Here is a 14734-nt window from a genome sequence, read left to right as displayed (position 1 = left end):
ATGCCTCAGGATTGGAACAGGCGCGAATACTGCGCCTCGTGACGCATGGAGAGCGTTTCGGCAATGATCGAGGCAGAGCCCAGATCATCGAGGCCGAGGCTCTGCATCTCCAACGCGATATCAAGCACCTCGCCTTCGAGCCCCGCCAGAAGCTCGAGGCCCGCCGTCTGGCCGATCAAGCCGAGACGGATGCCAACAGAGATCGCCTGCTGCACCTGCGCATGGAGGAAGGCCGAGACTGTGTCGCCCGCATCGACCCCATGGGCGGCCGCGATAGCGCCGACCACCACGCTATAGGCAACGGGGCCATTCAGTCTTTGCAGCACCGGATGCGGCCAGGCGGACGCCGCCTTGACGAAAGCCTCGCCAAGCCGGGTGCTTTCCTGATAGCGCTCCATGGAACCGGCAAGGGCAGACGCCATTTCCAGCAAGTCGGTCAGCTCACCACCGGCGCTTTGCCGCCGATGAGCCTCGATGAGCAGGATGGCGTCATTGCGCAAGCCCCCGTCACGCAAGAGCAGACGCATCCAGGCCGAAAGCCCATTGCCATCGGCGATGTGCCCCTCGACAACAGCACTTTCGAGCCCGGCCGAATAGCTGAAGGCGCCAATCGGGAAGGCCGGCGACAGCCAGGCCAGCAGTCGCAGGAGCGCCTGCCTCTGGCTGGACGAAGGCATCACACTCTCAGCCATGGCCGTGGGCATGCCCGCTTCCATTGCCATGGGCGTGATAGGCCCCGCGCACAGGCTGGAAGGGCTCGACCACCTCGTTCACGTCTGCACCGAGGCCGGTGAGCATGTCGCGGATGACGTGGTCCCGAAGGATCAGGATGCGAGTCTCTTCGATCTGCGCCGGCAGATGGCGGTTGCCGAGATGCCAGGCTAGCTCGATCAGATGGAGGCCGTTCTTCGCCAACACTTCGAACAGGCGCTCCTCCGCCGCACGGATTTCGATCGTATCCCCGTCTTCGAGCAGCAGCCGATCACCGTGGGAAAAAAGGACTGGTTCCTTGAGATCCAGCATGACCATTTCGCCATCATCAAGATGAAGCAGCTTGCGGCGCAAATGCCGAGCATCATGCGCAAGGACAACAGTGCCACGCGGCGGGTCGCTGAACGACCCGGCAGGATGAAAGGCAGTGGCACGCAGCATGATCTCTCCGGCAATGGCTGTTTTTTTAAACCATGCATAAGGATGAGGCAGGCCGCAAGGTCGTTCTTGCTCCGGCTGGCTACATCCCACCGAAAACGAGATCGTCGCCCTTTGGAGACCGGGCAAGATCGCGCTCCGAAAGCGGAAGGTTTTGCTCATGCACCACCCGGTTCCGCCCTTCGTCCTTGGCCTGGTACAGCGCCCTGTCGGCACGTGCATAGACAAGTTCCGATCGCTGACCCGGATAGAATTCCGCAACACCCGCCGAGACGGTGACCGTCAGGCCGACACCGGCCGCCCGCAGGTTCTGCGCCGAGACCATGTTACGGGCGCGCTCAACGAGGGCGAGCCGCTGCGCAAGACCACCACCTGTGAGGATGAGACCAAATTCTTCACCGCCGAGCCGGGCCACAAGTCCCCGGTCGCCCACGACGCCGCGCAAAATACCGGCAACGTCTCGGATAACCTCGTCTCCGGCCTGATGTCCGAAGCGATCATTAATCGCCTTGAAGCGGTCCACATCCAGGATCGCCAGCGACGCATCTTCATAGGCCTCGGCCAGCGCTTCGTTAAAGGCTCGCCGATTCGCCAGCCCCGACAGCGTATCCGTTCGGCTAAGGCGTTCGAATTCAGCGCGCGACTGGGCAAGATCGCGGATCATTTCGCCCATCGACAGCGCGCAGGCGCCCGACATGACGCCGGCAAACAGCCAGGAAAGCACGACTGTCAACGTAACCACTTCCACGAGCGGGGATTGCAGGAGGCCGACCCAATAGAGCGCCGGCAAGATGACCAGCGCCGAAAGACAGCCGAGGATGACCGCACGGAAACCAACTTTAAGGGCGACGCGCCAGATCGCCGCCGGGCTGTCAAAGGCCCGTGGCTCAACTTTCAGCGCCATCCAAATCCGTCCGAACGCCACGAAATTTCTCCTGAGTGCGCTTCCGGCTTAAGGGTCAAGCCTTCGCCAATCCTTAACGCATTCGTTAAACTGAGGTCGGAATCACAGATGATTTAAAGCCACCCGAAATTGGCCCCAAACCACCTCACCTGACTTGATAAAACGCAACAACGTATAGGCTGGTCGGCACCGAAACCGGACATGCCGTGAGGGTTGGGCCGCAGGAGCGATCGGGTTGATCTATTGATCGTGCAGGTCGAGAGACAGGTCGAGCAGTTGCGGCATCGGCGTCCAGAAACCGGTGGTGACGCCTGCAACGCGTAACATGGCCGCCGTCCACGTGTTGCAGCCGATCAGCGCATTGAAGGCCCCTTCCGCCTCATAAAATCGATCAACGGCCCCGTAGCCCGCACCTTCGATCATCAGCGGCAGTCCTTCCTTTCGGGTGAAACTCTCCCGGATCGCGGCCAGCAGGCGCCGATGCCCGTCCTCGCTGATCTCCAAGGCCCGCACCTGCGGGTGATCGAGCGAGATCGCCGACGCGATATCGACATGCATGACAGCCCGGTCGACGGTGAGCGAGCGAAACACCGGCAGCGGCTTCAGATCCGCCCATTGCGGCGTTTCCAGATAGAAGGACCGCCCGCCCCAGCCGATCACGAGATAAGCGGCATCGGGCGCATCCAGCGGAAAACCATCACCGGCAAGATCGGCAAAGGCGGCACGCACCTCTGCATCAAGCGGAAGCGCGATATCGGTATGGATCGGATTGGAAAGAATGAGGATCTTGCGCGAAAGGGGGGCTGTATCGTCAACCGGCGCAAAGAATGGGCGCGGCAGGAGCACGCCGAGGCAAACCAGAACCATGAGGCCGGCGACACCGCCGGCCATCCAACGCAGAACGCGCCCCAACCCGTTCAGAACAGGAAGTAGCGCTGCGCCATCGGCAGCTTTGTCGCCGGTTCGCAGGTCAGCAGTTCACCATCTGCGCGAACTTCATAGGTTTCCGGATCAACTTCAATATGCGGCGTCAAGTCATTGTGGATCATCGACTTCTTCGAAATTCCGCCACGCGTGTTCTTGACCGCAACCATCTGCTTTGCGGTGCCCAAGCGACTGGAAAGCCCCGCATCAAGTGCAGCTTGGCTGACAAAGGTAACGGAGGTATTGGTGCGGGCCTTGCCGAAGGATCCGAACATCGGGCGGTAATGCACCGGCTGCGGCGTCGGGATCGAGGCATTCGGATCACCCATCGGGGCCGCTGCAATCATGCCGCCAAGCAGCACCATATCCGGCTTCACGCCGAAGAAGGCCGGGTTCCAGATGACGAGGTCGGCACGTTTGCCGATTTCGACGGAGCCGATCTCATGGGACAGACCATGGGCAATCGCCGGGTTGATCGTGTATTTGGCGATATAGCGCTTGACGCGGAAATTGTCGTTATTGCCGGTTTCCTGCGGCAGGGCCCCGCGCTGGCGCTTCATCTTGTCCGCCGTCTGCCAGGTGCGGATCGCCACTTCGCCGACGCGGCCCATGGCCTGGCTATCGGACGAGATGATCGAGAAGGCACCGATATCATGCAGGATGTCTTCCGCCGCAATCGTTTCCTTGCGAATGCGGCTTTCGGCAAAGGCAATGTCTTCCGGGATCGACGAGGACAGGTGATGGCAGACCATCAACATATCCAGATGCTCCGCAATCGTATTGACCGTGTAAGGCCGTGTCGGATTGGTCGAGGACGGGATGACATTGAGTTGGCCGCAGATCTTGATGATGTCAGGCGCGTGACCACCGCCCGCCCCTTCCGTGTGGAAGGCGTGGATGGTCCGGCCCCTGATGGCGCCGATTGTATCCTCGACAAAGCCGCTCTCGTTCAGCGTATCCGTATGGATCATGACCTGCACGTCGTATTGATCGGCAACCGACAGGCAGCAGTCGATGGCGCCTGGTGTCGTACCCCAGTCTTCATGCAGCTTGAGGGAGGTCGCTCCGCCAAGCACCATTTCCTCAAGCGCTCCCGGCAGCGAGGCATTGCCCTTGCCTGCAAAGGCAAGGTTCATCGGGAAGGCATCTGCCGCTTCGATCATTCGGGCGATGTGCCAGGGGCCCGGTGTGCAGGTGGTGGCAAGTGTGCCATGTGCCGGTCCTGTGCCGCCGCCAAGCATGGTGGTGAGGCCGGACATCAGCGCTTCTTCGATCTGCTGCGGGCAGATGAAATGGATATGCGCATCCATGCCGCCGGCAGTGACGATCTTGCCTTCGCCCGCAATCGCTTCCGTGCCGGGACCGACGATGATGTTGACGCCCGGCTGCGTATCCGGATTGCCGGCCTTGCCGATGGCAACGATGCGGCCGTCCTTGAGGCCGATATCGGCCTTGACGATACCCCAGTGATCGATGATCAGCGCGTTGGTGATGACGGTGTCGACAGCGCCATTGGCCCGCGTGACCTGGCTCTGCCCCATGCCGTCTCGGATGACCTTGCCGCCGCCGAACTTCACCTCTTCGCCATAGGTGGTGAAATCCTTCTCCACCTCGACAAAAAGCTCCGTATCGGCAAGTCGCACCTTGTCGCCGGTGGTCGGGCCGAACATCGAGGCATAGGCCGCGCGGGACATCTTGTAGGACATGGGATCAGGCTCCTTGGGAAAGGGAGGATTGAAGCAGAGTGTCGAGCCGGACCAACCGGCCGCTCTGAACGAGATGGTCTGCGAACTGGCGTTCTGCATCGAAGGGATGCCATTCCCAGCCGCCATGGCCGAAACCGGCAAGCACCAACAGGGCGTCGTCAAACTTGGGATCGCTGAGCAGCGCCTGGATCACCAGCATGCCACTGGACGGCACGACATAGGGGGCGGGCCGATACGTGGACAACGCCGCATCCAGTGCCTCGTGAACAGCACCGGGAATGACCCGATGCTGCTTGTCCCGAGCCGCCGCAAACTGCGCAAATCCGATTGTGTAGTCATCGCAAAAGTCATCCAGCTCGGGATGCGACACGGCAAGAACCGGTTGGAGCCGGGCGAATTTTTCAGGGTCGCGGATCGACCAGATTTCCCTGGCGGCACTGACCGCTTCGCTGTCGCGCCACTGCGGATCGGCAAGCATCTGCGCGCCTGGCCTGCCGGTATTGCAGACGGCAACAACATCGGTACGCTTGCCGGCAGGGCCAAAATTGCGACTACCGTTGAAGCGGATCACGAGGTCGCCGGCATCGATGACAGCGGCAGCCTCGGCCCTGACATCGCCATTACCCACGATCATGATCCGCCGAGCGCGTGTCATTCAGCGCCTCAATTCGCGAAGAATTCGGCGAGGGACTTCAATTCCTCGACACGTTTTTCGGTCATCTCCTGCATGCAGGACATGTTGAGCAATGGCTCCATGCTGCCGCCATGCGCCGAATAGGCTTCGAGTTCGCAGCTGGCATCGCGATAGGCAAGCCAGGCGCGCTGGGAATCGAGAATGCGCTTGGCCGCACCATTCTTGTCTGCAGGTGGCACGCTCTTGTCCCAGCCCAGCATGACCGCACGGGTCTTGCTCCACTGCGCGTTCAACGCCGCATCAGCCTTTTGATAGCTTTCGGCAGCACACTGGTTCATGTCCGCCTGCGTGACCGGATTCTTGCAGTCGACATCAGCAACATCCTCGCTGAAAGCCGGCGCATCCTTGAGGAGCACGCAGCCGCACAGAAAGAGGATCGCGCCCCAGGTCATCGGCTTGGCCATCCTGCCACCTCTTGCATGTTCAAAGACCACCCATGACCAGCTGACGGAAGCCATAGACCTCGCGCTTGCCGGAGAGCGGGATCAGCGTCACCTGCCGCGTCTGCCCCGGTTCGAAACGGACAGCCGTTCCCGCCGGAATATCAAGCCGCATGCCGCGCGCCTGCTCGCGATCAAAGACCAGACCACCATTTGATTCATAGAAATGATAGTGGCTGCCGACCTGCACCGGCCGGTCGCCACTGTTCGAGACCTCAAGCGTCACGGTCGGCAGACCGGCATTGAGTTCTATATCGCCACTGGCGGCAATGATTTCACCGGGGATCATGGACCTCTCCCTTTTCTCAGGCGGCGCGCGAAGGCGGGCAGCCTTCCGCCTTCAGCACACGTTTGGTGGATGGCGGATTGTTGGCAAGCTTGGCAGCAGGGCGCACCGGCCGCCGCACCAGTTCTCCACCGCAATTGGGGCAGATGCCGGCCAGTGTCGTCGAGGCGCAATCGGCGCAATAGGTGCATTCGAAGCTGCAGATCATCGCCACGCTATCCGGCGGCAGATCGGTATCGCAACATTCGCAATTCGGTCGAAGCTCCAGCGCCATGATTGGCTCCTCAGCGGATCGGTTCGTGGACGGTTACCAGCTTGGTGCCATCGGGGAAGGTCGCCTCGACCTGCACGTCGTGGATCATTTCGGCGATCCCCTCCATCACCTGATCACGCGTGATGACAGCCGCACCGGCCGACATCAACTCGGCAACCGAGCGACCGTCGCGTGCGCCCTCGACGACGAAATCGGAGATCAGCGCGATCGCTTCGGGATAGTTGAGCTTCACGCCCCGCTCCAGCCGGCGCCGGGCCACCATGGCAGCCATGGCGATCAGCAGTTTGTCCTTTTCCCGCGGGGTGAGATTCATGTTCGCTCCAATGGACGTGACGTCAGAGATTCCAGACTTTTGGCACAGACGCGCCTCCGCGCAAGACCGAAATGATCGGGATCAGGATTTTTCGCAATGCAAAGCCGTCATCGGCGCTCAACCTTGCAACAAGCTTGCCATTCCAATGGCTTACGCCGCCCAAATTTTCACCGATCAGATCACGGATTGGGCAGAGCATCGCTTCAGCCCGAGGACCCGCATAAAAGACCGTGGCGAAGGCGACGCGACCCGCGAGCACACCCGCCTCAGCCGTGAGTGCGGCCACGTCTCCAGACAGCTTCAGATCTTCGGCATGGAGTAGGCGGCCATCGCGGCGAATGCGCCAGCGGTCACCGACAAAACCTTCCACCATCGCCTCGCCCATCGCCTTGCGTCCAAGCAGGATCGCCTCGACGGCGAGGAACTCGGCATCGGCCGCAAGGTCCACCTCGAGTCGACGGGTGAGCGATGCCTTGTCGAAGAGAATGCTTTCCTGCGGCAGCCAATGGAACTTGGCACCGGCCCCGACTTCGATCCGGGTGGTGATGGCGCCGGTGCCGGCGGATGCCTTGTAGATTTTCTCGCAGGCCTGGGTCGCTGCGGTCATGAAACAGCCGGGGCCGGCGCGAAAGCTCCAGTCGAAGCGGTCACCGCCGGTGATACCGCCAGCGGTGTTGATCGTCACCGCCTCAAGTTCATCGGTAAAGCTCTCAGGCAAGCGGATCTTTGCCGCCCCTTCCTGATAGAGCTCGGCGATGCGCGTGCGCCCGCCGAGCGATTTTGTCACAAGGCGCCCGATACCGTGGGCACGCTGTTGTCTGGTTTGATGGACTGGCTGCACGCATTCCCCTGTCCGGCTTCAAGCGTCGAAGCCGTGTTCTTGTCATTGCCGCAAGCGGTCGGCTTGGCCTTGCCGGCCATCAGCTCGCCACCCGAACCATGGAAGAAGTCCCACATCAGGTCGGTCGCATCAACCTCGCGAATGGTTTCCGTACCACTGGCCGCCGCGAGCCGGAAGAGCACCGAGCGTGCCGGCCAGGCATGATCCGCATTGGCGATCTCATAGGACACAACACTCGTTCCGGCGCGGCAACCGACATAACTCGACACATTCACCTGTTCGCCCTCGTCCGCGACCGGACGGCGGTCACAGCCGTTGAGTTCCGCCCATCGCGCAAGCGCCACTTCGCCGCCATAGCGCCAATAGTCCTTGCCACCACCATCAAACGGATTGACGTGATCCTTCATGCCGGAAAATGCGATGATCGACACAGGCTTGGTCGGCTTGCAGCTTTCGCGCCGGGGCCGCCATACGCCGTTTTCCTGCTCCGGCGTGCCGGCCCGAAGCCCCATGACGAAGCCGGCTGCGGCAAAGTCGGCAAAGCCGTTGCAGATATACTGCGACAGCATGCGTCCGCCGCCCGAATAACCCGAGGCAAAGACCTTGGCATTGTCGACGCAGAAGCTTTCCTTGGCGAGCGTCAACGCATCGCGAATGAAGGCGATGTCGTCAGCCCCCTCGGCCTGGGTCACACCGGGCACGTTCCAGGCATACGTGTTCGGAAGCTCGCCCTTCAGGCTTCCGGCCAGCGCCATGACGATAAAACCTTCACGCTCGGCCACCTCATCCCAATGGCTGCGCTTCAGTTGCACATCCGGATTGCTGTTTGAGCCGTGAAAATCAAAGACCAGCGGAAGCTTCTTCTTCCCCGTATAGCTCGACGGGATGACATAGACGGCCTGACGCTCGCGCCCGCCGGACTGGAAAGTGAGCGCGTGGCGACCGGGTTCGATCGCGACACCACAGCCTGTCGACGCCTGTGCTGCGACAGAGGACAAGCCGAAAAGAAAGAGACCCGCGACCACGCGAACGACGCCGCGTGCCCGCACGTTGGGAGAGACCGTGCTGGTTGTCATGGATGTGCCTTCGGTTAGCAGATGCGCGAAAACTATCACGCCCTCCTTCAGCTTCAACCCGTCAGGCTTAACAAATGGTCAACACAGCCTTGCACTGTGATCACACTGTGAGATGCCGCCGCGCTTCCGGCGTATCCAGTGTTTCGGCCGCCCCCTGATGCACGATTTCGCCGCGATCCATAATGTAGACGTGATCGGCAAGCTCCCGGCAGAAATCGAGATATTGCTCGACCAGCAGGATCGCCATGCCGGTGGTGTCGCGCAAGTAACGGATCGCCCGGCCGATATCCTTGATGATCGATGGCTGGATACCCTCGGTCGGTTCGTCGAGCACAAGGATCTTCGGCCGCGTGACCATGGCACGACCGATGGCGAGCTGTTGCTGCTGGCCGCCAGAGAGATCCCCGCCGCGCCGCGACAGCATCGAATCCAGCACCGGAAACAGGCTGAAGATGTCGTCGGGGATATAGCGGTCCTTGCGGTCGAGCGGCGCATAACCAGTCTCGAGGTTTTCCTTCACCGTCAACAGCGGAAAGATTTCTCGGCCCTGCGGCACGTAACCAACGCCGTTGCGCGCCCGGTTGAACGGCGCCATGCCATTGAGCTTCGTGCCGTTGAAGGTGATGGTGCCCGCCGACACCGCATGCTGGCCGGTGATGGCGCGGAGCAGCGACGACTTGCCGACGCCGTTTCGACCGAGCACGCAGGTGATCTTGCCCATTTCGGCATTGATCGAGACCCCGCGGAGAGCTTGCGCCGCGCCGTAGTGGAGGTTGATGGTGTCGACTGTCAGCATGGGTTTGTCCCCCGAATGAGCAAGAAAAATACCCCCTCTGGCCTACCGGCCATCTCCCCCACAAGGGGGGAGAGACCGAACCGATAGCGCTTGCTCCAATCTCCGAGGTCGAAGGCGGAGACAGCCCCTCCCCCTTGTGGGGAGGGGTTGGGGAGGGGAAAAGGACACTTGGCCATCACCGCCCCAGATAGTTCTCGATGACCTTCTGGTCATTCGAGACGAAATCGATTGAACCTTCAGCCAGCACCGAGCCTTCCGCGAGGCACGTGACCTTGACGCCAAGTTCGCGGATGAAGCCCATGTCGTGTTCGACAACGACCACCGAGCGGGTCTTGGCGATTTCCTTGAGCAGGATGGCCGTCTCGGCCGTCTCCGCATCGGTCATGCCGGCGACCGGCTCGTCGACAAGCAGAAGCTTCGGCTCCTGGGCGAGCAGCATGCCGATCTCCAGCCACTGCTTCTGGCCATGGCTGAGATTGGCAGCGAGATCCTGGGCGCGAGAGGTCAGGCGGATCGTATCGAGGATTTCCTCGATCCGGGCCTTGTCGGCAGCGGTCAGGCTGTAGAACAGGGTGGCGAAGACGCCGCGCTTGCGATTGAGCGCGAGTTCGAGATTGTCCCAGACAGTGTGGCTCTCAAACACGGTCGGCTTCTGGAACTTCCGGCCAATGCCGAGTTGGGCAATCTCCGCCTCGTCTTTGCTTGTGAGATCGATCTTGCCGCCGTCGAAGAACACCTCGCCGCTGTCGGGTCGGGTCTTGCCGGTGATGATGTCCATCATCGTCGTCTTGCCGGCCCCGTTCGGGCCGATGATGGCACGCAATTCGCCGGGCTCGACGATGAAGGACAGCGAATTCAGCGCCTTGAAGCCATCGAACGAGACGGAGACACCGTTGAGATAGAGCAGGCTTGTGGTGGTCTGGTCGCTCATCTGATCACTCCGCCGCTACCGGGGTTGCCTTTGGGTCGGCGTCATTGGCGGCATCCGCCTTTGCGGCAGCCGCATAATCCTTCCGACGGGCAAGATACTGCTGCACCGTGCCGACGATGCCCTTGGGCAGGAAGAGCGTGACGCCGATGAAGAGGGCGCCGAGCGCAAACAGCCAGAGATCCGGAAAGGCGCCGGTGAAATAGCTTTTGCCAACATTCACCAGGATCGCGCCGATGATCGGCCCGATCAGCGTCCCGCGCCCGCCGACGGCCGTCCAGACGACGACTTCGATGGAATTTGCCGGCGCAAATTCGCCGGGATTGATGATGCCGACCTGCGGCACGAAGAGCGCACCGGCAATGCCCGCCATCATCGCAGAAACGACGAAGGTGAAGAGCTTGATGTTCTCGACTCGGTAGCCGAGGAAGCGCACGCGGCTTTCCGCATCGCGCACCCCGACCAGCACCTTGCCGAACTTGGACCGGGTGATCGCCGAGGCGATGACCAGGCAAAGCGCGAGGAAGATCGCCGAGAGGGCAAAGAGCACCGCCCGCGTTCCATCCGCCTGGACGGAGAAGCCGAGGATTTCCTTGTAGTCGGTCAGACCATTATTGCCGCCGAAACCCATATCATTGCGGAAGAAGGCAAGAAGCAGCGCATAGGTCATCGCCTGGGTGATGATCGAGAGATAGACGCCGTTGACGCGGGAGCGAAAGGCGAACCAGCCGAAGACGAAGGCGAGCAGCCCCGGCACGATCAGGACCATGGCCATGGCGACAGGGAACATGTCCATGCCATGCCAGAACCACGGCAGTTCCTTCCAGTTCAGGAAGACCATGAAGTCGGGCAGAACGGGATCGCCATAGACGCCGCGCGAACCGATCTGGCGCATGAGATACATGCCCATGGCATAACCGCCGAGCGCGAAGAAGGCGCCGTGGCCGAGCGAGAGAATGCCGCAATAGCCCCAGACAAGATCGAGGGCGAGCGCGAGCAGCGCATAGCAAAGATACTTGCCAAGCAGCGACATGATGTAGGTCGGCACATGCAGCGGGCTGTCGACCGGCGTCAGCAGGTTGAGAGCCGGAACGAGCAGCGCAAAGGCGAGGAGAAGACCGGCAGCGATGAGGATCTTGCCTTCGAGTGCACGCAGGATGAAACCGCTAATCATGCTTCCACCGCCCTTCCCTTGAGCGCGAACAGGCCGCGCGGACGTTTCTGGATGAAGAGAATGATCAGGACGAGCACGAGGATCTTGCCAAGCACGGCCCCGACCGAGGGTTCGAGGAACTTGTTGAGGATGCCGAGCGACAGCGCGCCGACAAAGGTACCCCAGAGATTGCCCACCCCGCCAAAGACCACGACCATGAAACTGTCGATGATGTAGGACTGACCAAGGTTCGGGCTGACATTATCGATCTGGCTGAGCGCCACACCGGCAATGCCGGCAATGCCTGAGCCGAGCGCGAAGGTGAAGGCATCGACCCAGGGCGTGCGGATGCCCATCGAGGAAGCCATCCGCCGGTTCTGGGTGACGGCGCGCATCTGCAGACCGAAGGACGACTTTTTCATCAGGGCAAGAAGCGCAAAGAAGATGGTGAGCGAGAACAGCACGATCCACATGCGGTTCCAGGTGATGGTGAGGCCACCAAGCGCAAAGGAACCGGACATCCAGGAGGGATTGCCGACTTCCTGGTTGGTCGGGCCGAAGATCGAACGGATCGTCTGCTGCAGGATCAGCGAAATCCCCCAGGTGGCGAGCAGGGTTTCGAGTGGCCGGCCATAGAGGAAACGGATGACGCCGCGTTCGATCACGAGGCCGACGGCTGCAGTGACCAGAAAGGCGACCGGCAGTGCAATCGCCAGCGACCAGTCGAACAGGCCGGGATAGTTCGTGCGGATCACCTGCTGCACCATGAAGGTGGAATAGGCCCCGATCATCACCATCTCGCCATGCGCCATGTTGATGATGCCCATCACACCAAAGGTGATGGCAAGACCGATGGCGGCGAGCAGAAGGACGGAGCCGAGCGAGACGCCATACCAGACATTCTGGCCCATATCCCAAAACAGCAGACTGCTTTCGATGCCCTCGATGGCCGCATCGAGATCGGGCTTCAGGCTCTCATCGATGGTCGCAGATACCGACATCAGGATGCCGATCGCTTCCCGACCGCCGAGCGAAGCAACCGTCTCGATCGCGGCGCGCTTCTCGTCTGCCGAGCGATCCGAAGCAAGCACCGAGACGGCCCTCGCCTCTTCCATGCGTGCCTTCACTTCCTTGTCTGTTTCCTTGGCAAGGGCTGCCTCGACCAGGTCGAGATTTTCCGCGCTTGGCGACTGCAGGACGGACTGGGCCGCCGTCAAGCGGACGGTGCGGTCAGGGCTGAGCAATGTCAGACCGCCGAGCGCAGAACGGATGGCCCGGCGCAGGGTATTGTTGACCTTGACCTTGGTGAGAGCGCCCTTCGGCTCCTCGCCCACCGTTTCGCCCGAGAGCGGATCGATGACCGAAAGGTTGCGACCGGCAGCCTTGGTGATGAAGACGGCGCCGTCGGATTTGCGGGCGTAGAGATCGCCCTCGGCAAAGGCCTCAAGGGCTGGCACGACTCGCGGATCGGCGGTTGCCGCGATCTGCCCGAGCAGCTCTTCGGCCTGCTTGAAATTGGCCTTGCCGAGCGCGTTGAGAAGTTCGCGCGGGTCGCTCTGCGCCATAGAGGGCGCGGCGAAGGCAAGGAGGATGAAAAGCAGTGTGAGAATTCGATGTATCATGATGGCAGTCCCCCGTCGCCCACCAGGAAATCGGTGATTGCGGCTTGCTCCCTCTTCTCCCTCGCGGGGAGAAGTGTCGAGCGGATGCAAGGCGATGAGGGGGAGCCGTAAGGCTTCGCCTCCCCCTCATCACGAGCGCAACGTGTTGCACTGTGTCCTTCGGACCACCTTCTCCCTGAAGGGAGAAGGGGATTATCAGCTACCCTTGCCGCCGCACTTGCCGGTGGCAACGTTGAAGTTGCCGCATTCCATCGGCTTGCGCCAATCGGAGATCAGGTCCTTCGAGTCAGGCAGGTAATCCGACCATTCGTCACCGACGACAGCCGGGGTCTGCTGGACGATTTCGAACTGGCCGTCGGCCTGGATTTCACCGATCAGCACCGGCTTGGTGATGTGGTGGTTCGGCATGACGGTGGAGGTGCCGCCCGAGAGGTTCGGAACAGAAACGCCGATGATCGAGTCGAGCACGGCGTCGGTGTCGGTGGTGCCGGCAGCTTCTACGGCCTTAACCCAGGCGTTGAAGCCGATATAGGCGGCTTCCATCGGGTCGTTGGTCACGCGCTTGTCGTTCTTGGTGAAGGCGTGCCAGGTTTCGATGAACTCGGCATTGACGTCGGCATCGACGGACTGGAAGTAGTTCCAGGCAGCGAGATGGCCGACCAGCGGTGCCGTGTCGAGACCGGCGAGTTCTTCTTCACCGACGGAGAAGGCGACGACCGGAATGTCTTCAGCCTTGATGCCCTGGTTGCCGAGTTCCTTGTAGAACGGCACGTTCGCGTCGCCATTGATGGTCGAGACGACGGCGGTCTTCTTGCCTGCCGAGCCAAACTTCTTGATGTCGGAAACGATGGTCTGCCAGTCGGAATGACCGAACGGCGTGTAGTTGATCATGATGTCTTCTTCGGCAACGCCCTTGGACATCAGATAGGCTTTGAGGATCTTGTTCGTGGTCTGCGGGTAGACATAGTCGGTACCGGCGAGAACCCAGCGCTCGACGCCTTCGTTTTCAGCCAGGTAGTCGACGGCCGGGATGGCCTGCTGGTTCGGAGCGGCACCCGTGTAGAAGATGTTGCGCGAGGATTCTTCACCCTCGTACTGGACCGGGTAGAAGAGGATCGAGTTCAGCTCTTCGAACACCGGCAGAACGGACTTGCGCGAAGACGAGGTCCAGCAACCGAAGACGGCCGCAACCTTGTCCTTTTCGATCAGCTCGCGCGCCTTTTCGGCAAAGAGCGGCCAGTCGGAAGCCGGGTCGACGACGACAGCTTCAAGCTTTTTGCCGAGAACGCCACCCTTCTTGTTCTGCTCTTCAATGAGCATCAGCATGGCGTCTTTAAGCGTCGTCTCGGAAATCGCCATCGTGCCGGACAGCGAGTGGAGAACGCCGATCTTGATCGTGTCATCAGCGGCAAGCGCGCCGTGGAAGGCTGTCGTCGACAGCATGGCGCCCAGCAGCGCGCCTGTGAGCTTCATCTTCAAAGTCATTGTCGTGAACCCCTCTTCTTGTTTGCAACCGGTCGGTTAATGAGAGTTAACCGTTGCTGAAGGGGACTATCGGATGCTGCGTCGCAAAACCGTATACGTCGTTTGACGTAGGCGGCAGGGGTAAAAGCGACCCGGCGCACCAG

17 protein-coding genes are annotated in these 14734 nt (G+C 61.1%); all 17 read right to left on the bottom strand.

Annotated features, from left to right (window positions below; all coding sequences use genetic code 11):
• Window positions 1–5: 5 nt before the first annotated feature.
• Window positions 6–677 (bottom strand): urease accessory protein UreF, encoded by a 672-nt coding sequence (locus tag ACSV9I_RS12070; protein WP_438329144.1) that lies wholly within the window; start codon window positions 675–677, stop codon window positions 6–8.
• Between the two features lie 7 nt (window positions 678–684).
• Entirely contained in the window at window positions 685–1152 is a 468-nt protein-coding gene (ureE, locus tag ACSV9I_RS12065; protein ID WP_438329057.1) for an urease accessory protein UreE, read from the bottom strand.
• A gap of 79 nt (window positions 1153–1231) precedes the next feature.
• The gene (locus ACSV9I_RS12060; RefSeq protein WP_438329056.1) at window positions 1232–2053 is read right to left on the bottom strand and encodes a GGDEF domain-containing protein; all 822 of its coding nucleotides are present in this window, start codon (window positions 2051–2053) and stop codon (window positions 1232–1234) included.
• Window positions 2054–2293: 240 nt separating this feature from the next.
• Window positions 2294–2944 carry a TIGR02117 family protein gene (locus ACSV9I_RS12055; protein WP_438329055.1) on the bottom strand — a complete coding sequence of 217 codons (651 nt, stop codon included), beginning with the start codon at window positions 2942–2944 and terminating at the stop codon, window positions 2294–2296.
• Window positions 2945–2970: 26 nt separating this feature from the next.
• The gene (gene ureC, locus ACSV9I_RS12050; protein ID WP_054157267.1) at window positions 2971–4683 is read right to left on the bottom strand and encodes an urease subunit alpha; all 1713 of its coding nucleotides are present in this window, start codon (window positions 4681–4683) and stop codon (window positions 2971–2973) included.
• Window positions 4684–4687: 4 nt separating this feature from the next.
• Window positions 4688–5338: a Urease operon accessory protein gene (locus tag ACSV9I_RS12045; protein WP_438329054.1), complete on the bottom strand. Its 651-nt coding sequence runs from the start codon at window positions 5336–5338 to the stop codon at window positions 4688–4690.
• A gap of 8 nt (window positions 5339–5346) precedes the next feature.
• A complete protein-coding gene (locus ACSV9I_RS12040) occupies window positions 5347–5781 on the bottom strand; it encodes a lysozyme inhibitor LprI family protein (protein ID WP_054157265.1) in 435 nt (144 codons plus the stop codon).
• 19 nt (window positions 5782–5800) lie between these two features.
• Complete coding sequence (locus tag ACSV9I_RS12035; RefSeq protein WP_438329053.1) at window positions 5801–6106, bottom strand: urease subunit beta; 306 nt, start codon at window positions 6104–6106, stop codon at window positions 5801–5803.
• A 16-nt stretch (window positions 6107–6122) separates the two neighbouring features.
• Window positions 6123–6377, bottom strand: a complete 255-nt coding sequence (locus tag ACSV9I_RS12030; RefSeq protein WP_438329052.1) for a DUF1272 domain-containing protein — start codon at window positions 6375–6377, stop codon at window positions 6123–6125.
• A 10-nt stretch (window positions 6378–6387) separates the two neighbouring features.
• Window positions 6388–6690, bottom strand: a complete 303-nt coding sequence (locus ACSV9I_RS12025; RefSeq protein ID WP_054157262.1) for an urease subunit gamma — start codon at window positions 6688–6690, stop codon at window positions 6388–6390.
• A gap of 22 nt (window positions 6691–6712) precedes the next feature.
• Window positions 6713–7531, bottom strand: a complete 819-nt coding sequence (locus tag ACSV9I_RS12020) for an urease accessory protein UreD (RefSeq protein WP_438329051.1) — start codon at window positions 7529–7531, stop codon at window positions 6713–6715.
• Window positions 7474–8607: an alpha/beta hydrolase family esterase gene (locus ACSV9I_RS12015; RefSeq protein ID WP_438329050.1), complete on the bottom strand. Its 1134-nt coding sequence runs from the start codon at window positions 8605–8607 to the stop codon at window positions 7474–7476. Before ACSV9I_RS12015 ends, ACSV9I_RS12020 begins: the two co-directional genes overlap by 58 nt.
• A gap of 100 nt (window positions 8608–8707) precedes the next feature.
• The gene (gene urtE / locus ACSV9I_RS12010; protein WP_054157260.1) at window positions 8708–9403 is read right to left on the bottom strand and encodes an urea ABC transporter ATP-binding subunit UrtE; all 696 of its coding nucleotides are present in this window, start codon (window positions 9401–9403) and stop codon (window positions 8708–8710) included.
• Window positions 9404–9578: 175 nt separating this feature from the next.
• A complete protein-coding gene (gene urtD, locus ACSV9I_RS12005; protein WP_438329049.1) occupies window positions 9579–10334 on the bottom strand; it encodes an urea ABC transporter ATP-binding protein UrtD in 756 nt (251 codons plus the stop codon).
• 4 nt (window positions 10335–10338) lie between these two features.
• Window positions 10339–11505 (bottom strand): urea ABC transporter permease subunit UrtC, encoded by a 1167-nt coding sequence (urtC, locus tag ACSV9I_RS12000; RefSeq protein WP_438329048.1) that lies wholly within the window; start codon window positions 11503–11505, stop codon window positions 10339–10341.
• Window positions 11502–13106, bottom strand: a complete 1605-nt coding sequence (gene urtB / locus ACSV9I_RS11995) for an urea ABC transporter permease subunit UrtB (RefSeq protein WP_438329047.1) — start codon at window positions 13104–13106, stop codon at window positions 11502–11504. The genes urtC and urtB overlap by 4 nt, the downstream gene beginning before the upstream one ends.
• Before the next feature lie 195 nt (window positions 13107–13301).
• Window positions 13302–14591 (bottom strand): urea ABC transporter substrate-binding protein, encoded by a 1290-nt coding sequence (urtA, locus tag ACSV9I_RS11990; RefSeq protein ID WP_054157256.1) that lies wholly within the window; start codon window positions 14589–14591, stop codon window positions 13302–13304.
• Between the last annotated feature and the right edge of the window lie 143 nt (window positions 14592–14734).

Source organism: Rhizobium sp. G187 (assembly GCF_051549525.1).
Taxonomy (GTDB): Bacteria; Pseudomonadota; Alphaproteobacteria; order Rhizobiales; family Rhizobiaceae; genus Allorhizobium.
Note: the sequence above shows the minus strand (reverse complement) of the source record. Positions and strands in the feature narration are given on the sequence as shown.